This window comes from Pseudomonas lactucae (assembly GCF_036688725.1).
Taxonomy (GTDB): Bacteria; Pseudomonadota; Gammaproteobacteria; order Pseudomonadales; family Pseudomonadaceae; genus Aquipseudomonas; species Aquipseudomonas lactucae.
The window spans coordinates 30,881-56,361 of the sequence record NZ_JAQQPT010000027.1; the positions used below are offsets into that span (position 1 = coordinate 30,881).

At 62.5% G+C, this 25,481-nt stretch carries 17 protein-coding genes; all 17 read left to right on the forward strand.

Annotated elements, in window-relative coordinates; translation table 11 throughout:
- Positions 1-2: 2 nt before the first annotated feature.
- Complete coding sequence (locus V6M90_RS25955; protein WP_332847339.1) at positions 3-7,235, forward strand: Ig-like domain-containing protein; 7,233 nt, start codon at positions 3-5, stop codon at positions 7,233-7,235.
- Between the two features lie 40 nt (positions 7,236-7,275).
- Entirely contained in the window at positions 7,276-8,790 is a 1,515-nt protein-coding gene (locus V6M90_RS25960; RefSeq protein ID WP_305428182.1) for a TolC family protein, read from the forward strand.
- Complete coding sequence (gene cysC / locus V6M90_RS25965) at positions 8,774-9,385, forward strand: adenylyl-sulfate kinase (protein ID WP_332847340.1); 612 nt, start codon at positions 8,774-8,776, stop codon at positions 9,383-9,385. The genes V6M90_RS25960 and cysC overlap by 17 nt, the downstream gene beginning before the upstream one ends.
- 9 nt (positions 9,386-9,394) lie before the next feature.
- Entirely contained in the window at positions 9,395-9,640 is a 246-nt protein-coding gene (locus V6M90_RS25970) for a DUF2789 domain-containing protein (protein WP_332847341.1), read from the forward strand.
- A gap of 101 nt (positions 9,641-9,741) precedes the next feature.
- Positions 9,742-11,235 carry a Fic family protein gene (locus tag V6M90_RS25975; RefSeq protein ID WP_332847342.1) on the forward strand — a complete coding sequence of 498 codons (1,494 nt, stop codon included), beginning with the start codon at positions 9,742-9,744 and terminating at the stop codon, positions 11,233-11,235.
- Between the two features lie 74 nt (positions 11,236-11,309).
- Positions 11,310-11,963 carry a hypothetical protein gene (locus tag V6M90_RS25980; RefSeq protein WP_258317867.1) on the forward strand — a complete coding sequence of 218 codons (654 nt, stop codon included), beginning with the start codon at positions 11,310-11,312 and terminating at the stop codon, positions 11,961-11,963.
- Positions 11,960-12,376 carry a hypothetical protein gene (locus tag V6M90_RS25985; RefSeq protein ID WP_141064914.1) on the forward strand — a complete coding sequence of 139 codons (417 nt, stop codon included), beginning with the start codon at positions 11,960-11,962 and terminating at the stop codon, positions 12,374-12,376. Before V6M90_RS25980 ends, V6M90_RS25985 begins: the two co-directional genes overlap by 4 nt.
- 312 nt (positions 12,377-12,688) lie before the next feature.
- The gene (locus tag V6M90_RS25990; protein ID WP_141064913.1) at positions 12,689-12,955 is read left to right on the forward strand and encodes a hypothetical protein; all 267 of its coding nucleotides are present in this window, start codon (positions 12,689-12,691) and stop codon (positions 12,953-12,955) included.
- Positions 12,956-13,346: 391 nt separating this feature from the next.
- Positions 13,347-13,757: a MarR family winged helix-turn-helix transcriptional regulator gene (locus tag V6M90_RS25995; protein ID WP_003170883.1), complete on the forward strand. Its 411-nt coding sequence runs from the start codon at positions 13,347-13,349 to the stop codon at positions 13,755-13,757.
- A complete protein-coding gene (locus V6M90_RS26000; protein ID WP_332847343.1) occupies positions 13,754-15,832 on the forward strand; it encodes an FUSC family protein in 2,079 nt (692 codons plus the stop codon). The genes V6M90_RS25995 and V6M90_RS26000 overlap by 4 nt, the downstream gene beginning before the upstream one ends.
- A complete protein-coding gene (locus V6M90_RS26005) occupies positions 15,829-16,038 on the forward strand; it encodes a DUF1656 domain-containing protein (protein ID WP_003170885.1) in 210 nt (69 codons plus the stop codon). The genes V6M90_RS26000 and V6M90_RS26005 overlap by 4 nt, the downstream gene beginning before the upstream one ends.
- Positions 16,035-16,925 (forward strand): efflux RND transporter periplasmic adaptor subunit, encoded by an 891-nt coding sequence (locus V6M90_RS26010; RefSeq protein ID WP_078731011.1) that lies wholly within the window; start codon positions 16,035-16,037, stop codon positions 16,923-16,925. The genes V6M90_RS26005 and V6M90_RS26010 overlap by 4 nt, the downstream gene beginning before the upstream one ends.
- The gene (locus V6M90_RS26015; protein ID WP_332847344.1) at positions 16,922-18,364 is read left to right on the forward strand and encodes an efflux transporter outer membrane subunit; all 1,443 of its coding nucleotides are present in this window, start codon (positions 16,922-16,924) and stop codon (positions 18,362-18,364) included. The genes V6M90_RS26010 and V6M90_RS26015 overlap by 4 nt, the downstream gene beginning before the upstream one ends.
- An 80-nt stretch (positions 18,365-18,444) precedes the next feature.
- The gene (locus V6M90_RS26020; RefSeq protein ID WP_026067299.1) at positions 18,445-19,077 is read left to right on the forward strand and encodes a hypothetical protein; all 633 of its coding nucleotides are present in this window, start codon (positions 18,445-18,447) and stop codon (positions 19,075-19,077) included.
- A 148-nt stretch (positions 19,078-19,225) separates the two neighbouring features.
- Positions 19,226-20,722 (forward strand): YdgA family protein, encoded by a 1,497-nt coding sequence (locus V6M90_RS26025; protein WP_332847345.1) that lies wholly within the window; start codon positions 19,226-19,228, stop codon positions 20,720-20,722.
- 270 nt (positions 20,723-20,992) lie between these two features.
- A complete protein-coding gene (pgaA, locus tag V6M90_RS26030) occupies positions 20,993-23,473 on the forward strand; it encodes a poly-beta-1,6 N-acetyl-D-glucosamine export porin PgaA (RefSeq protein ID WP_332847346.1) in 2,481 nt (826 codons plus the stop codon).
- A gap of 12 nt (positions 23,474-23,485) precedes the next feature.
- Positions 23,486-25,480 (forward strand): poly-beta-1,6-N-acetyl-D-glucosamine N-deacetylase PgaB, encoded by a 1,995-nt coding sequence (gene pgaB, locus V6M90_RS26035; RefSeq protein ID WP_003170893.1) that lies wholly within the window; start codon positions 23,486-23,488, stop codon positions 25,478-25,480.
- Position 25,481 lies beyond the last annotated feature (1 nt).

The window sequence follows — 25,481 nt, forward strand, 5'->3', positions numbered from 1 at the left end:
TCATGTGGTGGAGCAAAGGCAAATCGCGGGTAACCGAGGGCGCATGCACCCCGGCATCGCCAATGATCATGTTCCTGGAACCGCGAATGCTGTTCGACGGTGCGGTGGCGGCCACTGTGGCCGATGCCGCGCAGCCGGATGCCCAGCCCACGGCCGAGGCGGCCAAGACGCCCACGGCGGATCAGCCGACGGACACCCACGCGCCCCAGGGCCAGGTCGATGCGACCCAGGCGGCGGTGCCGGGCAAAAGCGTGTTGTTCGTCGACTCCCGGGTCAAGGACTCCGCCAGCCTGCTCCAAGGCGTGGCGCCCGGTACCCAGGTGGTGCAACTGGAGGCGAGCAAGGACGGCTTGCAGCAGATCGCCGATTACCTGGACAGCCACCAAGGCGTGAGCTCGGTGCAGATCATCGCCCACGGTAATGCCGGCGATCTGTGGCTGGGCAACAGTTACCTGTCGGCGGATAACGTGCAGGCTCGCGGCGATGTGCTGGCGCGGATCGGTCAGGACATGAACGTCGGCGGCGATATCCTCATCTATGGCTGCTACACCGCCGAAGGCGATCGTGGCCTGAGCCTGGTCGACTCATTGGCGCAATTGACCGGCCGCGACGTGGCCGCATCCAACGACCGCACCGGCCTGGGCGGCGACTGGGACCTGGAAATCGCCACCGGCAATATCGAAAGCGCCAACGTGCTGTCCGCCAGTGCCATGAGCGAGTACCAATGGGGCCTGGCCACCTGGACTGCCACCAACAACCTCAACACCGGCGTCGGCTCCTTGCGCGCGGCCCTGGCGTCCGCACAGAACGGCGACATCGTCACGTTCAATAACAGCATGACCATCGGGCTGACGTCGGTGCTGGTGGTCAACAAGAACGTCACCATCGACGGCGACCTCAATAACGACAACGTGGCCGACGTGACGCTCGACGGCCAGTACCGCACCCAGATCCTGAACGTGACATCCGGCACCACGGCCACCCTCGATGGCCTGGTCATTACCCGGGGCATGGCGGCCGGCAATGGCGGGAATGGCGGCGACGATGCGCTAGTGTCCCAGGGCGGTGGTATCTACAACGCCGGCACCTTGACCCTGAAGAACGTCACCGTGACCGCCAACGCCGCTTCCGGTGGTGGCGGCGGCGGCGGTGTAACGCCGACATACGCCGGTGGCGGCGGCGGTGGTGGCGGCGCGATCACCGGCGGTACCGGTGGCAAGGGCGGCGATACGCTTAATTCCACGGGCAGCAATGGCACTGCGGGGCAGGGCGGCGCGGGCGGCGGCTTCTTCAACATCGGCGGGCGTGGCGGCTCCACCACGGGTGGCGCCGGCGGTGCGGCGTATCCGGGTTATAGCACCGGTTCGGCCGGTGGTACGGCCAGCAGTGGCGGATTGTCCATCGGCGGTGGCGGTGGCGGTGACGGGTACGACAACTTCGGTGGCGACGGCGGCGGCGCGGTGGGCGGGATCTACAACGACACCGGCGCGACCCTGCGCGTCATCGGTAACTCGGCCATTTCCAACAACGTCGGCGCGGGTGGCGGCGGCGGCGGTGGTGGGGCCGGTGGCAGCTATCTCCAGGCAGGCGGCGCGGGCGGGGTCGGAGTCGGCGCCATCTGGAACAAAGGCTCGATCCTGATCACCGCCGCCAACTTCGCAGCACTGGCCGGCAACATTGGTGGCAGTGGCGTGGGCGGTACCAGTGCGGGCACGGCGGGTGTTTCGCCGGCCTCGGTGGCCAACGTCTACGGTGACGGCGGCACCATCAACACCAACTATGTGCCGGACGAGACGCCGCCCACCGCGACCGTCGTGGTGGCCAATACCAACCTGAACTCCGGCGGTACGTCGACGGTGACCATCACCTTCTCCGAGGCCGTGACGGGCCTCACCGCAGCGGACCTGACGGTGCAGAACGGCACCGTTGGCACCTTGACCAGTGGCGACGGCGGCATCACCTGGACCGGTACGTTGACCGCGGCCAGCAACGTCGCCGACACCACCAACATCATCACCCTGAACAACACCGGCGTTGCCGACCTGGCCGGCAATGCCGGCGTGGGCACCACCGACTCGAACAACTACATCGTCAACGATACCGTGGCGCCCACGGCGTCCATCGTGGTCAGCGACACCGCCCTCAGGATCGGCGAAACCAGCGTCGTGACCATCACCTTCAGCGAAGCCGTGAGCGGTTTCACCAGCGCCGACCTGACCGTCGCCAACGGCTCGATCAGCGGCCTGAGCACCAGTGACGCAGGCATCACCTGGACCGCCACGCTGACGCCGGATGCGCCTGTCACCGATACCTCCAATCTGATTGTCCTGAACAATACCGGCGTGGCGGACCTCAACGGCAACGCTGGCGTGGGCACGACCAACTCCAACAACTACGCCATCGACACGCAACGCCCAACCGCCACCATCGTGGTGACCGACACCAGCCTGAGCGTCGGTGAAACCTCCGTGGTAACCATCACCTTCACCGAGGCCGTGAGCGGTTTCACCCTCGCCGACCTGACCGCTGCCAATGGCAGCTTGAACACGCTGAGCAGCAGCGACGGGGGTATCACCTGGACTGCAACGTTCACCCCGACGGCCAGCATCAGTGACACCACCAACCTGATCACCCTGACCAACAGCGGTATTGCCGACCTGGCCGGCAACCCCGGCAGCGGCACCACCGACTCGAACAACTACGCCGTCGATACTCAGCGTCCGACCGCCGCCATCGTGGTGGCCGATAGCGCACTGAACATCGGTGAGACGTCCCTGGTCACCATCACCTTCAGCGAGGCCGTCACCGGTTTCACCCTGGCCGATATGACCGTCGCCAACGGCTCCTTGAGTGGGCTGAGCAGCGGTGACGGCGGTATTACCTGGACCGCCACGCTCACGCCGAGCGCCAGCACCAGCGATGCCACCAACCTGATCGTCCTGGCCAACACCGGTGTGGCGGACGCGGCCGGTAACGCCGGCAGCGGCACCACCAGCTCCAACAACTATGCGGTCGACACCCAGCGCCCCACCGCCAGCATCGTGGTGGCCGACACTGCGTTGAGCGTCGGCGAAACCTCGTTGGTCACCATCACGTTCAACGAAGCAGTGACAGGTTTTACCGCCGCCGACCTGACGGTTGCCAACGGCACGCTCACCGGCCTGAGCAGCGGCGACGGCGGTATCACCTGGACCGCGACGCTCACGCCCAGCGCCAGTCTCAGCGACAGCAGCAACCTCATCACCCTGGACAACACCGGCGTAACTGACGCAGCGGGCAACGCCGGCAGCGGCACCACCGACTCCAACAACTACGCCATCGACACCGCGCGACCCACCGCCACCCTCGTGCTCGCCGACACGGCGATTGCCGTTGGTGAAACATCGGTGGTGACAATCACCTTCAGCGAGGCGGTGACCGGTTTCACCCTGGCCGACCTGAGCGTCACCAACGGCAGCCTGAGCGGCCTGAGCACCAGCGACAACATCACCTACACCGCAACCTTCACGCCATCGGCGGGCGTCAGTGATGCCACCAACCTGATCACCCTCAATAACACCGGTATTGTCGATGGGGCAGGCAATACCGGCAGCGGCACCACCGACTCCAACAACTATGCCGTCGACACGCTGCGCCCGACCGCCACCCTCGTGATCGCCGATACGGCGCTGAGCGTCGGCGAAACGTCGTTGGTCACCATCACCTTCTCCGAAGCGGTGACCGGTTTTGACAATTCGGACCTGAGCGTGGCCAACGGCACATTGAGCGCAGTCAGCAGCAGCGATGGCGGCCTCACCTGGACGGCGACCTTTACTCCAGCCCTCGGGGTCAGCGACTTGTCCAACGTCATCACCCTGAACAACACCGGCGTCAGCGATGCGGCGGGCAACACCGGTACCGGCACCACCAACTCCAATAACTACCAGGTCGACACCAACGTGCCGACGGCAACCATTGTGATTGCCGATACCACGTTGAGCATCGGCGAGACATCGTTGGTCACCGTGACCTTCAACTCGGCGGTCAGCGGTTTCGACAATTCGGACCTGACTGTCAGCAACGGCACACTCAGCACCATGAGCAGTACCGACGGTGGCGTCACCTGGACGGCCACGTTCACCCCGAGCGCCAGCATTGCCGATACCAGCAACGTCATCACGCTGGATAATACCGGCCTGATCAACGGCGCAGGCAACGCCGGCGTGGGCACCACCGACTCCAACAACTACGCGGTCGACACGGTGCGCCCCACCGCGAGCATCGTCGTGGCGGACACCGCGATTTCCGCCGGCGAGACCTCACTGGTGACCATCACCTTCAATGAAGCCGTGACGGCGTTCACCAGCGCTGACCTGACGGTCGCCAACGGCGTGCTCTCGGGGCTGAGCAGCAGCGACGGCGGCATCACCTGGACCGCGACGTTCACGCCCACCGATGGCATCACGGACAGCAGTAACCTCATCACGCTCAACAGTGGCGGCATCGTCGACCTGGCCGGCAACGCCAATGTCGGCAGCACCGATTCCAACAACTATGCGCTGGACACCCAGCGTCCAACCGCAACAATTGTGCTGGCCGACTCCAGCCTCAGTGTCGGCGAAACCTCGCTGGTGACCATCACCTTCAGCGAGGCCGTCACCGGGTTCAGCAACGATGACCTCAGCGTTGCCAACGGCACGCTGAGCGCGGTGAGCAGCAGCGACGGCGGCCTGACCTGGACCGCCGTCTTCACCCCGACCCTCGGCGTGCGCGACACGACCAATCTGATCGTCCTGGACAACGCCGGCGTGAGTGACGCGGCGGGCAACAGCGGAACCGGTACCAGCAACTCGGCCAACTACAGCATCGATACGCAGGTGCCGACGGCCACGATCGTGGTCGCCGATATGGCGCTGAGCATTGGCGAGACGTCGTTGGTCACTGTGACCTTCAACGAAGCGGTGAGCGGTTTCGACAACAGCGACCTGAGTGTCAGCAACGGCACCCTGAGTAACCTGTCGTCCACCGACGGCGGCGTCACCTGGACGGCCACGTTCACGCCAAGTGCGAGCATTGCCGACACCAGTAACCTGATCACCCTGGACAACACCGGTGTCGTCAACGTTTCGGGCAACGCAGGCGTGGGCACCACCGACTCCAACAACTACGCGGTCGACACGGTGCGCCCCACCGCGAGCATCGTCGTGGCTGACACCGCCATTGCCGCCGGCGAGACCTCGCTGGTAACCATCACCTTCAACGAGGCCGTGACGGCGTTCACCAGCGCTGACCTGACGGTGGCCAACGGCGTGCTCTCGGGGCTGAGCAGCAGCGACGGCGGCATCACCTGGACCGCCACGTTCACGCCGACCGATGGCATCACGGACAGCAGCAACCTCATCACGCTCAACAGTGGCGGCATCGTCGACCTGGCTGGCAACGCCAATGTCGGCAGCACCGATTCCAACAACTACGCGCTGGACACCCAGCGTCCAACCGCAACAATTGTGCTGGCCGACTCCAGCCTCAGTGTCGGCGAAACCTCGCTGGTGACCATCACCTTCAGCGAGGCCGTCACCGGTTTCAGCAACGATGACCTCAGCATTGCCAACGGCACCCTGAGCGCGGTGAACAGCAGCGACGGCGGCCTGACCTGGACCGCCGTCTTCACCCCGACCCTTGGCGTGCGCGACACGACCAACCTGATCACTCTGGACAACACCAGCGTGAATGACGCGGCGGGCAACAGCGGAACCGGTACCAGCAACTCGGCCAACTACAGCATTGATACACAGGTGCCGACGGCCACGATCGTGGTCGCCGATACGGCGCTGAGCATTGGCGAGACGTCGTTGGTCACTGTGACCTTCAACGAGGCGGTGAGCGGTTTTGATAGCAGCGACCTGAGTGTCAGCAACGGCACCCTGAGTAACCTGTCGTCCACCGACGGCGGCGTCACCTGGACAGCCGCGTTCACGCCAAGTGCGAATATCTCCGACACCAGTAACCTGATCACCCTGGACAATACCGGCGTCATCAACGTCTCGGGCAACGCAGGCGTGGGCACCACCGATTCGAACAACTACACGATCGACACCCAGCGTCCCACCGCGACGATCTCCGTGGCGGACAACAACCTGGGCATCGGCCAGACCGCCACAGTGACCATCGGCTTCAGTGAAGCGGTCAGCGGTTTCGACCTGTCGGACCTGAGCGTGGCCAATGGTGTGTTGTCCAACCTGGCCAGCAGCGACGGCGGTATAACCTGGACCGCCACCCTGACGCCTACGGCGGCTATCAGCGATGCCACCAACCTGATCGTGCTGGACGCCGGCCTGGTGAATGATGCCGCCGGTAACGCCGGCAACAGCATCGTGATTTCCAACAATTTTGCCATTGATGGTGAGCGGCCCACCGGCACCATCAGTGTGGCCAACCCCAACCTGACGGTCGGGCAAACCACCACCGTGACCTTCATCTTCAGCGAGAGGGTCACAGGCTTCGAGCTCGATGACCTCAGCGTGGCCAATGGCACCTTGTCCAACCTGGCCACCAACGATGGCGGCAAGACCTGGACCGCGACCCTGACACCGACGGCCAATATCAACGACCCGAGCAACTTCATCACGCTGGACTCCAGCCTGGTGACGGACCTGGCGGGCAACGCCGGCAGCGGTTTTGCCAACTCCAACAATTTTGCGATCAACACCATCGCGCTGACGGGCGACCCCTTGTTTCGCGTCACCGCGCCGACTGCGCCTGTGGACGCACCGAACCAGCCGTTGCAGCCGATCATCTTCGGCCGGCCGGGGGGCGACCTGGGTTCGCCGATCGGCTTCCCGCCGTTGTTCGAGCAACGTGAGATGGGCGCGGGCTTGCCGCCCCTCGGCAGCATTTTCATCAATAACGGCGCTTCGTCGCCCAGCTTTATCGCTCAAGTGTTCAGCACCGACGGCAGCGGGGATGGCAGTGGCCAGGGCTTCCTCGGTTTTGGTGGCGGCGATGGCGGGGTGTTTGGTTCAAGCACCCTCTCGGGGCTGTTCAACCGCGAGAACAGCGGCGACGACAGTGGCGTCAAGGCGTTCGACAACAAGTCGATCAAGGGCAGTGGCGATGCGGCGCAGGGCTTGCGTGGCGCGTTTGGCGCTCCAACTCTGGGCCAGCAACTGCAACAGATCAAAGACACGGAGCATCGCCAGGTGATGGACCTGGCGGCCGCGCTGCAACAGGTCGGCATCAGCGAAATGCAGGCTTGAACACACTCCCATTTTGCGCAGGAACAGGGGTATTACAGGGATGAAGACAGGTCATAAGTTATGCGGCGCCAGCCTGCTGGCGCTGGCGATCAGCGGTTGCGCAGTCACCAGTGAGCCGATTGAACGCAGTGTCAGTGAGCAGCGAGCCCGCAGCGATTTGCACGGCATGTACACCAATCAGGAGCCTCTGAGCGGCCCGCTGACGCTGCATGAGGCCATGGCCCGCGCGGTGAAATACAACCTCGAAGGGCGCTTGAAGGTGATGGAAGAAGCCTTGGCCAAGCGCCAGTCGGACCTGTCCAGCTTCGACATGCTGCCGCGCATGGCACTGTCCGCCGGCTACGCCGGGCGCAATAACACCAACGCCTCCAGCAGCCAGAGCGTGCGCACCGGTACGCAGTCCCTCGAACCGTCCACCTCCCAGGACCGCGACCGTCGCGTGGCGGACCTGACCATGGTGTGGAACGTGCTCGACTTCGGTGTCAGCTACATCAGCGCCAAGCAGCAGGGCGACCAGCGCCTGATCATCCAGGAACGTCGACGCAAGGTGATCAACACTATCGTCCAGGACGTGCGCTCGGCTTATTGGCGGGCGGTGGCCGCCGAACGTTTGCTGAGCCAGATCGACAGCCTGATGGCGCGCGTTGATCAGGCTCAGGTCAACAGCCAGAGCATGAGCGAGCAGCGCATCGGCGACCCCGTGCAGGCCCTCGGCTACCAGCGCTCGCTGATCGAGGCCACGCGCCAATTGCAGGAGCAGCGTCGCGCGCTGTCCCTGGCCAAGACCGAGCTGGCCACCCTGATCAACCTGCCCATGGGCACCGACCTGAAACTGGCCACGCCGGACGATTACACCGTGCCGCAACTGAAGATCAACCTGGCCAGCCTGGAACAGGAAGCCTTGGCCAACCGGCCCGAACTGCGCGAGCAGGACTACCAGACCCGCATCAGCGCCGCCGAAACCCGCAAAGCCATGCTGCGCCTGCTACCGGGCCTGGAGTTTTCCGCCGGTGGGCACTACGACAGCAACTCGTTCCTGGTGGACAACCGCTGGGCCGACTACGGCGCCAAGATCACCTGGAACCTGTTCAACGTCATCTCCGCACCGGCCGCCATCGACGTGGCCAAGGCCGGCGAAGAAGTCGCCACCGCACGGCGCCAGGCCATGTCGATTGCCGTGCTGGCGCAAGTCTACGTGGCCAACGCCAACTATCAGGACGCGGTGCGCCAGTTCAAGACCAACGAACAACTGGCCAGCATCGACGGGCAAATCCTCACCCAACTGCGCAACCGCCACCAAGCCGCCGGCTTGGGTGAACTGGACCTGATCCAGGGTGAACTCAATACCCTGCAAGCCGACCTGCGCCGTGACCTGGCCTACGCCGACCTGCGCAACGCCTACGGCCAGATCTTCGCCAGCGCCGGGCTCGACCCGCTGCCCGAGCAACTGGACTCCGACCGCGTGCAGAGCATCGCCACCGCGCTGGCCAGCCGCGAATCGGCGTGGGCTGCCGGCAACATCGCCGCACCGGTACCGCGTGCCGTTGCCCCGTAACCTGGTGGCGCCGACGGCAAGCATCACGCGCCGTCAGCGCGAGGCGCGTCATGGGCATCGCGGCATGGCGATCCTGCTCACCGGCTTGCCCGCCTCCGGCAAATCGACCCTGGCCCAGGGGCTGCAGGCCGCGCTGTTCGAACAAGGCCGGCAAAGCATCGTGCTCGACGGCGACGCCTTGCGCCGCGGCCTCAATAAAGACTTGGGCTTTGCCGACAGCGACCGCCAGGAAAACATCCGCCGTGCCAGCGAACTGGCGGCGCTGCTGGTGGAGAACGGGCAGATCGTGATCCTGGCCATGATCGCACCGCTGACCCAATTGCGGGCGGTGTTTGCCGAACGCTTGGGCGCGGATTATCGGGAAGTGTGGTGCAGCGCCTCCTTGGCGGTGTGCGAAGGGCGCGATCCCAAAGGCCACTACGCGCGAGCGCGGCGGGGCGAATTGCCGGGGTTTACCGGCGTGGGTTCATCCTATGAACCGCCGGCGGCTGCCGCGTTGGTATTGGATACCGGCGTGTTGTCGGCGCAGCAGTGCGTCGAGCGGTTGCTGGCCTGGCTGGCACCTGGGTTAGACTCTGGAGAATCAACTTCTTAGGAGCTCGCCATGGAATCGCCAGTGCACAGCTTGCCGTCGTTGTTCAAACAGTTGGGTTTGCCGGATGATCCGAAGAGTATTGATCAATTCCTGACCAGTCATTCTCCGCTTAAACCGGATCTGAAATTGGCCGACGCGTTTTTTTGGACCGACAGCCAGCGGACTTTTTTGCGTGAGGAGATTTTGGACGATGCGGATTGGGCGGTGGTGGTGGATGAGTTGAATCTGATGTTGCGCGATGGGCGAGGGGTGTAAAAAAATCTTTTGAAAGTTAAGGTTTTGTAAAAAAAAATGGTGAGCAGTAAAAAAATCTGGGCTTTAATCGCCTGAGTGATTTTTTTCTGGGGAGATTCACCTTGGCAACAGTCGGATATGCCCATCTATGTGACGTACTGGATCTAAAGGTTGTTGCGCTCCCGCGTGTGGCAATGATTAAACCCGTGACCAGAATCACTCTAATCGGCACTTGTCTGGCTGTCCCGGCCACCGTGGCGCCCGCACCCGATGCATTATTTGACCATGTGCTGTTTGCTCTCAAGCATGAGGGCGTGAATTTGGCTGTTCTCGCTCAGGTTTTTGAACGGCTTGGGCCTGAGCCATTTTTGGCGGGATTAATGGAGTCGCCAAACGGCGCGTTTATCCGCAAAGCCTGTTTTTTATGGGAGGGGTTAACGGGGCGGGTGCTGGACTATTCAATGCCTGTTCGGGGCCGCGTCGTTGCATTGTTCGATCCCGAGCGCTACGTCACCGGCCCCAGCATCCGCAATAGCCGCTGGCGTGTGGATTTCAACGGTTTGGGTTCGCTGCATTACTGCGCCACTGTGGAGCGAACGCCTGAGCTGGCTGCATTGTTGGCGCTCAATGTGCTGGACCGCGCCAAATCCTTCATGGCCACCCTCCCACCCGAAATGATGGACCGCGCCATCCAGTGGGCTTACTTGCACGAAACCCGCGACTCGTTCGCCATCGAAAAAGAACAACCGAGCGAAGAAAAATCCCGCCGCTTCGTCCAACTGTTGCGCCAGGCGCACGAAGGTCGCCTGCTCACTGAAGACTATTTGGTTGAGCTGCAAAACAGCACCGTTTCCAACCCTTTCGACAAAGCCGTTGCTTTTCGCCACGAACAAAACCACCTGCATAACGGCCTGCGCGGCGCTGCGGGCGTGAGCTATGTGCCGCCGGCTCCTGCGCTGTGCCAAGAATTGATGGAAGAGCTGATGGCCTTTTCCAATCAACCGGTGCGCGGCGTCGACCCGCTGGTAGCGGCGGCCGTTACCGCGTTTGGCTTTGTGTTCCTGCACCCGTTCATGGACGGCAACGGGCGCCTGTCGCGCTTCCTGATCCATCAAACGCTCTGCCACTACGGCGCACTGGAAAACGGCCTGCTGCTGCCGGTGTCCGTCGCGATGAAGCACGAAGAGCAGGCCTATCTGGAGGCGCTCAAAGGGTTTTCACAACCCACGCGCGAGTTCTGGAACGTCACATGGTTGGACGGCGATCAAATGGCCTTCGACTTCATCGGCCACCCCTCGATCTACCGCTACTGGGACGCCACCTGCTGCGTCGAATTCACCCTGCAAATGGCCCGCCGCGCGCTGGAAGTGGAACTGCGCGAGGAAACCGAATTTCTCGACCGTTATGACCGGGTGATCAAGGCCGTGAATCAACGCTTTGACGTGCGCGGCAGTGATTTATCGAGGTTGGTGATGATGTGCCTGGATCACGAGGGCAAGGTTTCCAAGCACCGGCGCAAGCAGTTTCAGTACAGCGTGTCGGAGGAGGTGTTTGAGTTTATTGAGCAGGAGGTGGGGCATGCTCTGCGCGAAATTGGGAAATTTCCTATCGACTAAACGGAAGTGGACGATAGTGGCAGGTGTGAGGGAGTCGCTATTAACAAGCGCTAACTCCCTGGTCTGGACACAATATGAAACGCCTGGTCCCACGCGACGAGATTGAAAGTTATGAACTCACAAAGATCGAGAGTCCCTATTTTGCGGAAATAAAAGTACGAGAGTTTTTTCGCGCCCCGTATGTGCTGCCCGGGTTGAGTGAATTGCTCAGTGAGTGCGGTCTTTCTCCCGTTTGCTGCCCCGCTGAAAAAGACCAGCGGCGGGTTTTGGATAAACTGGGAGCCGGTGAGTGGTTGTTTGTGATGGACTATCCCTTTCTCCCCTTAAGTCGCGAATGTCGCATCAAGTATGGACATCTAATGGGGCGCCGACTGTATGTTGGGCCTGGCAAATGGGAGAAGGTAAGCATCGATTACGATGGCGTTAAAAATACCGCGATCCTCGCCGCTAATCGGTTAGTTTCAGCAGCTGATGAGGGACGGGTATTTCTCTCGGACGGAAAAGATCTCGCGAACACCACTAGAGTTATGACTCAACGGTGGGTAAGACTTGATAGTCGAGATGATCAACTTTCCCACCGATCAGTTGAGCGTCGATATGGAGAGCTGCGGCATATAAAACAACGTTATCTGGAGGGCGATGATAACTGGCAGGTGGGTGGTAAGTCGTGGCATTGGCAGCCTGTAAAATCGGATGTGGCCTATGAATACAAGGAAGCGGGAGAATGACGCGCAAGCATGTTTTTTGGTTTTGGGGAGCCATGGATGCCCTTTATCTGATTCGGTATGCAGTGGCCAGCGCAATAGAGGGAAGGATTCCTTATTTAAGCGATCTTGAAAGTGCTTTATGGGTGCTGCGTGATCATAGTGTTGTGCAGTTATACATGTTCGGCTTTGCCATGCTGCTGCAAGTTTCCATCGTAATCTCGTGCTTACTGTTCTTTCTTGGACGTGAACAGGTGAGGTGTGTTACTTACCTTCAAACACCCTTGCGATTGGCTTTTATTGTGCCTTCTGTTTCGCTGTTGCTGGTAGGTGCTAAGTTTGTTCCTAACTACAACTTGGTGTTAATGGCTGTGTTAGTGATTGTTTCTGAGGCAGTCAAGGTCTGGAGCGTATGGCGATGGTGCAAAAAATCCTGACCGGTCAAGGGGCCTGACAACCCATGAAGTCTGTTGCACAGCCTCCACCATCCCCCCTATAGTTCGCCCCGTCGCCGCACATCGGCGATCGGATTTGGCGATCCGAGTTTCTGTGACGCGTTTCAGCGTTCATACCTCGTGCGTTCTCTGTTGGATGAATGCAATAGGTTTTATGGCGGCTGTGCGCGGGAGATCTTCGGATCTGCCGGGTTTCACAGATAACCGGTTCGCCAACCTGCGTACAGCTGCCACCCTTATCTTGTTTGGCGACGAGAGCGGGTGGTTCAAATCCTTATCTGTGAGGTTTTATCGATGGACCAATACAAACCGTTTCAAACCAACCCAACCAGCGTTCCCGTACTGGCCTTCAACACCTTTGCCCCCTCGCATTTGCTCCACGAAACGGCGCGCAGTCGCGTCCGTATCGGCACTGAGCTGTTGGAAACCCTGACCGCCAAATCTGACAGCCAAAACCTCCATCACCTGGTCACAGCCGCACTGGTTTCCCTGCGCGATGGCCTCGACATGATGGGAGAAATCCAGCGTCGCCTGGATGGCCAGGCCGCAGAGCAATCCTGAAGCCAACATCGATCCAAATGTGGGAGGGGGCTTGCCCCCGATGAGCATAGGTATCTACACAACTTCCGCTGAGCGAATAATCTAGGGTCAACCGGCTGTCGTGGTGAGCGGGGCAAGCCCGCTCACCACAGGGAGGACTTTCAGCTTTTAAAAATTGTGTAGATACCTATGCCCCGATGAGGGAGTGTCAGCGCATGCATCAATGACTGGCCCACCGCAATCGGGGGCTTGCCCCCTCCCACATGGGTCCTGCGCTGTTGCCGCTGAATCGCTCCATCCATCGAGAAATTGTTTCAAAACTTGACGACACAACCACCCTCCATCATATTGATAGTTAGCAAACTAACTGTATGCAAGCTATCCAATGCCTCAATCCCTCGAACAACTCCAGATGAACCTCAGCAGCAGCATGGTGGTGGGCGCCCGTCACTGGCGCAAGATCTGCCAGAGCACGCTGGTGAGCTACGGTATTTCCGAAGCCTGCGCCGTGCCGCTGTTGATGATCGGGCGCCTGGGCGACGGTGTGCACCAGGTGAAAGTGGCCCAGGCGTCCGGCATGGAAAGCCCGTCGCTGGTGCGCCTGCTCGACCGGTTGTGCACCGACGGCTATGTGTGCCGCACCGAAGATATCCACGACCGCCGCGCCAAGGCCTTGAGCCTCACCGCGCGTGGCCGTGAGCTGGTGCAGGCGGTGGAAGCGCAACTGGTGCGCCTGCGCCGTGAAGTGCTGGCGGACATTGCGCCCGCCGATATGGAAGCCGCGCTGCGTGTGCTGCGGGCTTTTGAGGCGGCGACGCTGTGAGCGGATTCTTCAGTGGTTTTCCGCCGGCCCGCGATTGGTTCTATGGGGTGCGGACCTTCGCAGCGTCGATGATTGCGTTGTACATCGCCATGCTCATGCAAATGCCGCGTCCGTATTGGGCGATGGCCACGGTGTACATCGTTTCCAGCCCGTTTGTAGGACCGACCAGCTCCAAGGCGTTGTACCGCGCCATCGGCACCTTGATGGGCGCGGCGGCAGCGGTATTTTTTGTGCCGCTGTTCGTGCAGTCGCCGTACATTCTGGTGGTGGTGATTGCGTTGTGGACGGGCACGTTGCTGTTTCTGTCCATGCACCTGCGCACCGCCAACAACTACGCGTTGATGCTGGCCGGCTACACCTTGCCGCTGATCGCCCTGCCGGTGGTGGATAACCCCCTGGCGGTGTGGGACGTGGCCGAAGCGCGCACCGAAGAAATCTTCCTCGGCATCGCGGTCGCCGCCGTGGTGGGCGCGATGTTCTGGCCACGGCGCCTGATGCCGGTGTTCGATGGCTCGGTGGCCAAGTGGTTTGCCGATGCGCAGGTCTACAGCCAACGTTTTCTGACGCGCAACGTGGAGCCTGAAGAAGTCAGCGCTTTACGCAGCGGCATGGTCGCCACCTTCAACACCCTCGAATTGATGATCGGCCAGTTGCCGCACGAAGGCGCGCGGCCGCAGACGGTGCGTAACACCAAGGAACTGCGTGGGCGCATGATCCATCTGCTGCCGGTGGTGGATGCCCTCGACGATGCGCTGTACGCCATCGAACACCGCGCGCCGCAGTTTATCGAGCGCCTCACGCCGCTCCTGGACGCCACCCGCCAATGGTTGGAAGACACCCAGCAAAGCGCGCCCCTGGACCGCTGGCGCGCCCTGCGTGATCAGGTCGACGCCCAACAACCCCAAGTCGATGCGCTGGACGACCGCCACACCTTGTTGTTCTCCAATGCGCTGTACCGCCTGGGCGAGTGGATCGACCTGTGGCAAGACTGCCGCAGCCTGCAAGCCGCCATTCAGTGCGAAAGCCAGGACACCTGGCGCGCCGTGTACCGCCACTGGCGCCTGGGCCGGCTCACGCCGTTCCTCGACCGTGGCCTGATGTTCTACTCGGCGTTTTCCACCGTCAGCGCGATCATCGTCGCCTCGGTACTCTGGATTCTGCTGGGCTGGACCGACGGCGGCAGCGCCGTGATCCTGGCGGCGGTGGCGTGCAGCTTCTTCGCCTCGATGGACGACCCGGCGCCGCAGATCTATCGGTTCTTTTTCTGGACCGCCATGTCGGTGCTGTTCGCCAGCCTGTACCTGTTCCTGGTGCTGCCCAACCTGCACGATTTCCCGATGCTGGTGCTGGCGTTCGCGGTGCCGTTTATCTGCATCGGCACCCTCACCGTGCAGCCGCGATTTTACCTGGGCATGTTGCTGACGCTGGTGAACACCTCGTCTTTCATCAGCATCCAGGGTGCCTATGATGCCGACTTTCTGAACTTCGCCAACGTCAACCTGGCCGGCCCGGTGGGTTTGCTGTTTGCCTTTGTGTGGACCCTGGTCGCGCGGCCTTTCGGCGCGGAACTGGCGGCCAAGCGTCTGACCCGCTTCAGCTGGCGCGACATTGTCGGTCTCACCGAACCCGCGACCCTGGCCGAACATCGGCACATGGCCGTGCAAATGCTCGACCGTTTGATGCAGCACCTGCCGCGCCTGGCCCTCACCGGGCAAGACACCGGCATTGCCCTGCGCGATTTGCGCGTGGCACTGAACCTGCTCGACTTGCTGGCCTACTCGCCGCGCATCCTCGGCGTGCCACGGGTGTTGCTCAACCAAGTGGTGGAGGGCGTCGGCGCTTACTTCAAGGCGTGCCTCAAGGCGGGTGAACGCTTGCCCGCGCCCAGCGGTCTGCTGATGACCCTCGACCGCACGCGCCGCGCGCTCAACGGCCAGGGCCTGCAAGACGAAGACGACACCCGCCTGCACCTGCTGCATGCGTTGGCGGGCCTGCGCCTGGCGCTGTTGCCTGGTGTCGAATTTATTGACGGCACACAGATGCAAGCGCCGCTGCCCGATGGAGCGCCTTTATGATCGGTGATCTGGATATCAGTGGGGTGTTCCTGCCCACGTTGCTGGTGCTGATGGGCATTACGTATGGGTTGTTTCTGGTGGTGCACGGGCTGTTGACGCGCATGCACTTCTATCGCCTGGTCTGGCACCGGGCATTGTTCAATGTGGGGCTCTACGCGCTGTTGCTGGGCGCGGTGGACTCACTCAGTCGATATCTGATGACATGAAAAAACCTTTTTTGACCATCGGCCGTGTGGTCCTGACGCTGTTGATCGTGAGCTTCGCGGTCGTCGTGGTGTGGCGCATGGTCATGTACTACATGTTTGCCCCCTGGACCCGCGACGGGCACATCCGTGCCGACATCGTGCAGATCGCCCCGGACGTGTCCGGGTTGATCCAGCGCGTGGACGTGCATGACAACCAATTGGTAAGCAAGGGCCAGGTGCTGTTTGCCGTCGACCAGGACCGCTTCAAGTTGGCCCTGCGCCAGGCCCAGGCCGCCGTGGCCGACCGCCAGGAAACCCTGGCCCAGGCCCAGCGCGAGTACAAGCGTAACCGTGGCCTGGGCAACCTGGTGCCGAGCGAGCAACTGGAAGAAAGCCAGTCCCGCGTGGCCCGCGCTCAATCGGCGTTGGCCGAAGCGCAGGTGACGGTGGACTCGGCCCAACTCAACCTCGACCGCTCGGTGATCCGCAGCCCCGTGGACGGTTACGTCAATGACCGCGCGCCGCGTACCCAGGAGTTCGTCACCGCCGGGCACCCGGTGCTGTCGGTGGTGGACAGCAACTCGTTCCACATCGACGGCTACTTCGAGGAGACCAAACTCGACGGCATCCGCGTCGGCATGGGCGTGGATATCCGCGTGATCGGCGACAACGCGCGCCTGCACGGTCATGTGCAAAGCATCGTCGCCGGTATCGAAGACCGTGACCGCAGCAGCGGCTCCAACCTGTTGCCCAACGTCAACCCGGCGTTCAGCTGGGTGCGCCTGGCCCAGCGAATTCCGGTGCGCATCGCCTTCGACGAGGTGCCGGCGGACTTTCGCATGATCGCCGGGCGTACGGCCACCGTGTCGATCATTGGCGACAAACCCCGTGACGGAGCCCAGCCATGAAGCAGCTGTTGGCCACCGCTGCGCTGGGTTTGCTGCTGTCGGCCTGCCAAGCGGTAGGGCCGGATTACCAGGTGCCGGACACCGCCGCGGTCAACCGTGCCGACCTGCAAGGGCCACTGCCGTTGGACGGTAAAAATGAGGTGTCGGCGCCGGTCCCCGCCGATTGGTGGAAGCTCTACCAAGACCCGCGCCTGGATGAACTGGTGCGCCAGGCCATGGCCTCCAACACCGACCTGCGCGTGGCCGCCGCCAATTTGCAGCGGGCGCGTTTCCAGACGCAACAAGCCGAGTCCGCCGGCGGCTGGAGCGCCGGGGCCAAGGCTGAAGCACAGCGCCTGCAGGAGTCCGGCGAAGCGTTTTTGCTGGCGGACAAAGTCCCGGTGGATAACATCGGTAGCCTGGGCATCACCACCTCGTACCAATTTGACCTGTTCGGCACCCTGCAACGCGGCATCGAAAGCGCCCAGGCCAGCGCCGACGCGGCCCAGGCCGCCGCCGATATCGCGCGTATTACCCTGGTCGCCGATGTGGTGCGCTCCTACACCCAGGTATGCGCCGCCAACGAAGAGCTGGCGATTGCCAACCAATCCCTGGACCTGCAAGCCCAGAGCACCCGCCTGACCCAACGCCTGCGCGACGCCGGCCGAGGCGATGAAACCCAGGTCACCCGTTCGCAAACCCAGTACAAATCCCTGCGCGCCGACATGCCGCGCTACGAAGCGGCGCGCCAGGCCGGGCTGTTCCGCCTGTCGATGCTGCTGGCCAAGCCGCTGGACCAACTGCCGGCGGGCACCGGCAGTTGCGCCGAGCTGCCACACATCGCCCAATTGCTGCCGGTGGGCGACGGTGCCGCGCTGCTCAAGCGCCGCCCCGACGTGCGCCAGGCCGAACGCCAACTGGCCGCCGCCACCGCACGTATCGGCGTGGCCACCGGCGCGCTGTACCCCGACATCGCCATCGGTGCCACCGTGGGCACCGTCGGCCTGCTCGACAACCTCGGCCAGCCGGCCACCAACCGCTGGGGCTTCGGCCCGATGATCAGCTGGACTGTGCCGACCAACGGCGCGCGTGCGCGTATTCACGAAGCCGAAGCCGCGACTCAGGGCGCCCTGGCGCATTTTGACGGCGTGGTGCTCAATGCCATCCGCGAAACCCAGACCGGCCTTGCGCAATACACCGCCATGTTGCAGCGCCGTGATGCGCTGGCCGACGCCGAGCAATCGGCGCGGCAAGCCGCGGACCAGACCCACCGGTTCTTCCAGGCCGGCCGCGAGTCGTTCCTCGCCGACCTGCAGGCCACCCGCACCTACACGGCGATGCGCGCGCAATTGGCGGCGGCGAACACCCAGGTTGCCATGAGCCAGATCGATTTGTTCCTGGCTCTGGGCGGCGGTTGGGAAAGCGGACGAACGCACGGTTCTGCAGCCAGCAAACCCTGAGCCAATGGCTATGCTTTGACAGGTGGGCCCGGTGATGGCCTGCCTGACACTGCTCGCGTTTGCTCATGGGGATTCCAATAATGAAAAACCCTTATGCTCCCGCTTTCTGGTGCGTGCTCTTCGCACTGGTGCTGTTATCGGCCGCGTATTTCTATGGCGTCATGCTTGCCCATCAACTCGACAAGGCCATGGTGTTTCTCGACAGTGCCTGTCTGGTGATCGGCACCTTGTCCATCGGCGTCGTCGCCTGGGCCTCCTACCAGAATCAACGGGTCAAGAAAAAACTCCTCGAACAAGGCAAGACCCGCGTGGCGATCTGGGACACCAAGGTTGCGCTGCGCCGAGTCGAAACCGTGTTCGATCGCTATTTCTGGGGCAGCTACTGGCAGCCGGGGCGCACCTTCCAGGAAGTCATGGGCGACCTCACGGGCACGCCGCTGGAAAAAAGCCTCGAAGTCCTGAAAAAGCAGTGCGTCGTGCTCGACAAGCAGGTCGCCGACGGTCGGCATTGGCTGAATAATGCGCGGGAATTGTCCGACGTCGCCACGCAGATGGCCCGCGAGCGCTACCAGCTGGATTTTTGCGACCCCAAGGCCGACACCCCTGGCAACGCGGTGATACACCGCGAATTCGAGGTGCTGGTGTACACCTGGACGGCGCGTTTGAAGAGTTTCGATCACCAGTTGGATGAAATCGAACTGGAGTATTCGTGAACTAGTCGTGAACTGATCCCTCTGAAAGGCTGGGCCGTTTGTGGCCGCCAGTGCTAATCTTCCCCCGCTTTTCGGCGGGCTTGAGCCAACCTCATCCGGGGTTCAAGGAAGACAGCCCACTCCTCACAGGATTTGATCAGGTCACTTCATGAATAAGCCAGCAGTCGTTCTTTTGGGTTTTGTGGTCGCCGTTGGCGTCGTCAGTGCAGGCGGCGCCTGGTACACCGGTAAACAACTGGAGCCGGTGCTGCAAACCGCGATCCAGAACGCCAACAAGGAACTGCAGACTTCCATGGCCGGGGTCGATGGCACGCTGAGCCTGGAACTGGTTTCCCTGGACCGTGGCGTGTTCAGCAGCACCGCTCACTACCGCCTGAAGGGCCAGGGCTCGGTGTTCGGCGCGGAAAACCCCAACCCCGAATTGCTTTTCGTCGACCATATCGAGCACGGCCCGCTGCCGGTCTCGCGCCTGGTCACGCTCAAATGGCTGCCGGTCATGGCTACCAGTCACTATGCGCTGGAAAAGAACCCCACCACCGAGAAGTGGTTCGCCGCCGCCAAGGACGTGTCGCCGCTCAAGGGCGTGGCCAACATCGGCTATACCCGTTCGGTCAGCGGCAACATCGAGTTGCTGCCGCTGGAGTTCAAGGATGACAAGTCGTCGGTAAGCTTCTCCGGCGCCAACATGAACTTCGACGGCACCGCCGAAGGCCAGAAGGTCAAGGCCGATGGCTTCATGAACAGCCTCAAGGTCGCCGCCGTGGATGCCAATGGCGAAGCCTTCGAAGCCGAATTGGCGGGCCTGACCATCGCCAGCAACCTGGAAAAATCCACCTTCGGTTTTTACACCGGGCAGAACACCATTGAGCTGAGCGACAGCAAGTTCACCTTCGGCCCGCAGAAAGCCGTGCTGAGCTTCAAAGGCTTCGAACAGAAAGACTCCAGCGAAACCAAGGACAACAACCTGGCCGGCCGCGTCGACTACAAAATCGACGAGATCGGTTACCAGGGCAAACCTGTGGGTTCGGCCGCCATGGCCTTGAGCATGAAGAACATCGACATTCCGGCGATGCTGGTGCTGACCAAGCTGTACCAGGACAAGATGCAGCCGGTGCAAGCCGCCGCCGCCGCGGGCGAACCGGCACCGGAGCTGCAACTGACCGACGCCGAGCAAGCCCTGGCCGAAGCCAACGTCAACCAGGTACTGGCCGCCAAGCCGCACCTGGCCCTGGAAAACCTGTCGCTGAAAACCACCCACGGCGAAAGCAAATTCAACCTGCTGGTGGACTTGGCCAAGCCGGCCTCCATGGAGCTGCCGCCGGTTGAACTGGGCAAGCAAATGGTGTCGCTGCTCGACGCCAACCTGAGCCTGTCCAAGCCGATGATCGCCGACGTATCCGCCCTGCAGGCGCAGTTGGGTGGCGTGACCGACCCTAAAGCCATCGAGCAGCAGTCCCAGATGGCGGCCGAAATGGTCAGCGGCATGGCGGTTGGCACTCAGCTGGCGACCCTGGTGGGCAGCGATGTGGTGTCCAAGCTGCACTACGCCAACAATGAAGTGATCTTCAACGGCCAGAAGATGACCGTTGAGCAGTTCATTGGCTTTGTCATGGGCAAAGTCGGTGCGATGAGCGGCGGGCAGTAACGCCTCAACATCCGGCCTCTGAGTGAGGCTGCTTGAACTGCAGTCAAAATGTGGGAGGGGGCAAGCCGCCCCTCCCACATTTGTTTTTGCGTAGCGCAAAAAAGCTGTCAGCCAATTCTGAACAATTGTTCTGATTTGAATTTCTTCTTACTTTCCTGAGAGATAGTTCGCACAGGAAAGCTAGGCCGGGTCATTAGACGCCGGCACCCTGAGCGCTTCGCTCAGGATCACCTATCGTTACAGCTTTCCGTGTGTAAGGAAGCTCACGATATGTTGCGAAACCTACCACTCAGTGCATCAGGCCGGTTGCGACTGCTCGTCGGGGCCGCTTTATGCAGCCAACTGCTGATACCCACCTTCGCCATGGCCGACCCGGCCTACGACGCCCTGATCATTCAGGCGCGCAACGGCAACTTCACGCCCGCGCTTACCCAATTGCGCCAGCTGTCGGCCGAACGCCAGACGCCAGGCCAGATCAGCGATCACCTGGTGATCGCCGGTTGGGCCGGCCAGGACGCTGAAGTGCTGAAGGTGTACGAGGCCCAGGGTAAAAATCGCAACCTCAGCACCCAGGCGCTCGCCACCGTGGCGCGTACCTATCGCAACCAGAAGCAGTGGGCCGAGGCCGAAGCGGTGTATCGCCAGGCACTGCTGCGCGAACCGAACAACACCGACCTGCAGCTGGGCCTGGCCCTGACCCAGGCCGACGGCGGCAAGGCCACCGAGGCGGTGCAACGTACTCGCGCGCTGGTGGCCGCCAAGCCGGACGACCCCAACCGGCGCATGGCCCTGGGCTACGCACTGACCCGCGCCGGTTTGAACTACGATGCGCTGTTTGAATTCGACCAGGCGTTTATCCGCGCCGGCGACAAGCCCGAGGTCGCTCGCGAATACATCATCGCCCTGCAAAAGGCCCGTCTGCCGGAAGCGGCATTGCGCCTGTCGGCCAAGCAGCCCGGCCTGCTCGACCCGGTCACCCAGCGCCGCCTGGAAGGTGACCTCGCCGCTGAACGTGTGCGCATGGCCGAATTCGCCACGCGCAGCGAACAGGAACGCTACGTTATCGCTGATCGAGCGCTCCAGGACTACGACACGCTGCTCGCCCGCTGGACCCCCGACGCCACCGCCCAGGATGACGTGGTGCGCTGGCGCATCGACCGCCTGGGCGCGCTCAAGGCCCGCGCGCGTACCGCCGACGTGATCCGCGAGTACGAAGTTCTAAAGGGTGAAGGCGTGCAATTGCCGACTTACGCCGTGCGCTGGGTGGCCGCCTCGTACCTCGACCAACGCCAGCCGGAAAAAGCCGAGCCGTTGTATCGCCAGGCCCTGAGCGCCGCCGACGCCGAACCGGATGATCGGGTCGAAGACACCACCGCGCTGTTCTACGCCTTGCAGGAAAGCGATAAAGGCGAGGAGGCCAATGAGGTCGCCAAGGGCCTCGCCAACAGCCAGAACCCTCGCGTCGAACTCAAGGGCCTGCCTATCGGCAACCCCAACGATGCGTGGATGGACGCGCAACAACTGTCGGCCCAGGCCGGCGTTTCCGGCGGCGACCTGCCGGGCAGCGAAGCCAGCCTGGAAGCGCTGGTGGCCAAGGCCCCGGGTAACGTCAGCCTGCGCCTGGCCCAGGCCGACATGTACCGCGCCCGCGACCTGCCACGGCGCGCCGAGGGCGTGCTGAAAGAAACCGAATCCCAGGTGCCGCGCGACATCGCTCTGGAGATCAGCCAGGCGTACACCGCCATGGACCTGCAAGAGTGGCGGCAAATGGATGTACTGACCGACGATGTGGTCGCCCGCAACCCGGACAGCCGCCAGGTGCAGCGTCTCAAGCGTCTGCGCGATGTGCACGACATGGCCGAACTGCGCGTCGAGGCCTATACCGGTAAAAGCTACGGCGGCGGCAGTGACAACGATGCCGGTGCGGTTGCCGGCAGCCGTGACTGGGGCATCGAAAGCGTGATCTACACGCCGCCCATCGATGAAGACTGGCGCCTGTTCGCCGGTGCCGGTTATGCCACCGCCGACTTCTCCGAAGGCACCGGCCAGCACCGCTGGCAGCGCGTGGGTGTGGAACGGCGCACACGCGACATGACCCTGGAAGCCGAAGTGTCCAACCATTCCTATGGCCATGGTTCCAAACAAGGCGCCAGCGTGTCGATTGCCCGCGACATCAACGACAACTGGCAATACGGCGGCAGCCTCGGCTACCTGCTCAGCACCACGCCGTTGCGCGCATTGAATGCCGACATCACCGCCAACGGCGGCAGTGGTTTCATCCGCTGGCGCGCCAACGAAAGCCGCGAGTGGAAGCTGACCCTCAGCCCATCCCACTTCAGCGACGGCAACGACCGGTTCGAAGCGTTGCTCACCGGCCGTCAAGGCATTTACAGCTCGCCGAAGGTACAAGTCGACCTGGGCCTTGAAGTCGGTGCCAGCCGCAACAGCAAGGAAGACACGGTGTACTTCAACCCCAAGTCGGACCTGACCGTGTTGCCCACTGTCACCGTCAATCATGTGCTCTACCACCGCTACGAGACCCAGTGGAGCCAACAGTTCCAGCTCGGCGCGGGTACCTACAGTCAAAAGGATTACTCCACGGGCGGCATGGCTCTGGTGGGCTACGGCCAACGCTTTCGCTGGAACGACGTGCTGGACGTCGGCGCGAACCTGAGCCTGATCAGCCGACCTTACGACGGCGATCGCGAACGCGATCTGCGCCTGCTCGTCGACCTCACTTACCGTTTCTAAAAGAGCCTGACCATGACCTTCCTCAGCCGTTGCTTGTTGGTTCTGGGTGTATTGCTGGCCAGTGCCTGCGCCCAGCAACCCGCCCCTTTCACTCCACCCGCCGAGCGGCCGACACCGGCCAACGAACAGGTGTGGCCGAAGAACCATTTCCTGGGCATTGCCTACCACGACGTGTCGGACCGCGACCCCGACCAGGCCGTGGTGGCGGTGCGCACCGAACGTTTGATCGAACAGCTGGCCTGGCTGCGCGAGAACGGCTACCAGGCCGTCAGCGTTGACCAGATCCTGGCCGCGCGCCGTGGCGGCCCCGCGCTGCCGCCCAAAGCCGTCATGCTCAGCTTCGACGACGGCTATTCGAGCTTCTACACCCGTGTGATGCCGATCCTGCGCGCCTACCGCTGGCCGGCCCTGCTCGCGCCGGTGGGCAGTTGGATCGATACGCCGCTCAACCAACCCGTGGATTTTGCCGGTACACCACGTCCACGCGGTGACTTCCTGACCTGGCAGCAGATACGCGAAGTGTCGCAGTCGGGCCTGGTGGAAATCGCCGCGCACACCGATGCCAATCACAAAGGCATCCTGGCCAACCCCCAGGGCAACCTGGAGCCGGCGGCGACGACCCGGCGGTTTGATCCGGCAACCCAGCGCTACGAAAGCGAAGCGCAGTTCCAGGCGCGCATGCGCACTGACGTGGTCGCGATCTCCGACAAAATCCGGGCTGTCACCGGCAAGGCGCCTCGGGTATGGGTGTGGCCGTACGGCGCGGCCGACGGCACCTCGCTGGCGGTGGTCGGAGCGCAGGGTTACGAAATGGCCCTGACCCTTGAAGACGGCCTCGACGACCTCGGCAACCTGATGAGCAGCCCGCGCTTTCTGGTCGCCTCCGACCCGGATGGCGAGCACTTCGCCAACAGCATTGTCGCCGTGCAGGCCAAAGCGCCGTTGCGGGTGTTGCATGTCGACCTGGATAACGTCTATGACCCCGACGCGGCTCAACAGGCGCGCAACCTCGACCAGTTGGTGCAGCGGGTGGTGGACATGGGCGCCGGTACGGTGTTCCTGCAAGCCTTTGCCGACCCCAAGGGCGACGGCCTGGTGCATTCCCTGTATTTCCCCAACCGCCACCTGCCGATGCGGGCCGACCTGTTCAACCGCGTCGCCTGGCAACTGCGCACCCGCGCCCATGCCAGCGTATACGCCTGGATGCCGGTGCTCAGCTTTGCCCTCGACCCCAAGCTGGCCCGCGTGACGCGGTGGGACCCCAAGACCGGCGCCATCGGCCTGGACCCCGACCAGTACCAGCGCCTGTCGCCGTTTGATCCCAAGGTGCGACAGATCATCGGCGAGATCTATGAAGACCTGGCACGCGTAGGGCCCATCGACGGCATCCTTTACCACGATGATGCGGTGTTCAACGATTTCGAAGACGCCAGCCCCGCCGCGCTGAAAACCTATGCCGCCAATGGCTTGCCCGACACCATTGCGGCGCTGCGCGCGGACCCGGCGGTGATGCAACGCTGGACGCGTTTCAAGAGCCGCTACCTGATCGACTTCACCCACGAGTTGACCGCCAAGGTCCGCGCCATCCGCGGCCCGCAGGTGCTGACCGCACGCAATATCTTTGCCGAGCCGATGCTCAATCCGCAGAGCGAAACCTGGTTCGCGCAGAACCTCGATGACTTCCTCCAGGCCTACGACTGGACCGCGCCGATGGCCATGCCGTTGATGGAAGGCCAGGAGGTAAAAACCTCCAATGCCTGGCTGGAAAAACTGGTGGCCACGGTCAAGGCACGGGGCGCGCTCGAACGCACAGTGTTTGAACTGCAAGCCAAGGATTGGCGCACCAAAGCCGCGCCTGACATCAGCGCTGAACAATTGGCCGAATGGATGGGCGTACTCAAGCGCCAGGGCGTCACCAGCTTCGGCTATTACCCGGACAACTTCCTGGAAAACTCTCCGGACCTAAAGACTGTGCGTCCGGCCCTTTCCAACCAATGGAACCCTTGAC

Coding starts and splice junctions, on each gene's coding strand:
- V6M90_RS26025 (WP_332847345.1), top strand. CDS start 19,226: ATGAATAAGCCAGCAGTCGTTCTTTTGGGTTTTGTGGTCGCCGTTGGC.
- V6M90_RS26010 (WP_078731011.1), top strand. CDS start 16,035: ATGAAAAAACCTTTTTTGACCATCGGCCGTGTGGTCCTGACGCTGTTG.
- V6M90_RS25990 (WP_141064913.1), top strand. CDS start 12,689: ATGGACCAATACAAACCGTTTCAAACCAACCCAACCAGCGTTCCCGTA.
- pgaA (WP_332847346.1), top strand. CDS start 20,993: ATGTTGCGAAACCTACCACTCAGTGCATCAGGCCGGTTGCGACTGCTC.
- V6M90_RS25980 (WP_258317867.1), top strand. CDS start 11,310: ATGAAACGCCTGGTCCCACGCGACGAGATTGAAAGTTATGAACTCACA.
- V6M90_RS26005 (WP_003170885.1), top strand. CDS start 15,829: ATGATCGGTGATCTGGATATCAGTGGGGTGTTCCTGCCCACGTTGCTG.
- V6M90_RS26015 (WP_332847344.1), top strand. CDS start 16,922: ATGAAGCAGCTGTTGGCCACCGCTGCGCTGGGTTTGCTGCTGTCGGCC.
- V6M90_RS26020 (WP_026067299.1), top strand. CDS start 18,445: ATGAAAAACCCTTATGCTCCCGCTTTCTGGTGCGTGCTCTTCGCACTG.
- V6M90_RS25955 (WP_332847339.1), top strand. CDS start 3: ATGTGGTGGAGCAAAGGCAAATCGCGGGTAACCGAGGGCGCATGCACC.
- pgaB (WP_003170893.1), top strand. CDS start 23,486: ATGACCTTCCTCAGCCGTTGCTTGTTGGTTCTGGGTGTATTGCTGGCC.
- V6M90_RS25960 (WP_305428182.1), top strand. CDS start 7,276: ATGAAGACAGGTCATAAGTTATGCGGCGCCAGCCTGCTGGCGCTGGCG.
- V6M90_RS25970 (WP_332847341.1), top strand. CDS start 9,395: ATGGAATCGCCAGTGCACAGCTTGCCGTCGTTGTTCAAACAGTTGGGT.
- V6M90_RS25995 (WP_003170883.1), top strand. CDS start 13,347: ATGAACCTCAGCAGCAGCATGGTGGTGGGCGCCCGTCACTGGCGCAAG.
- V6M90_RS25985 (WP_141064914.1), top strand. CDS start 11,960: ATGACGCGCAAGCATGTTTTTTGGTTTTGGGGAGCCATGGATGCCCTT.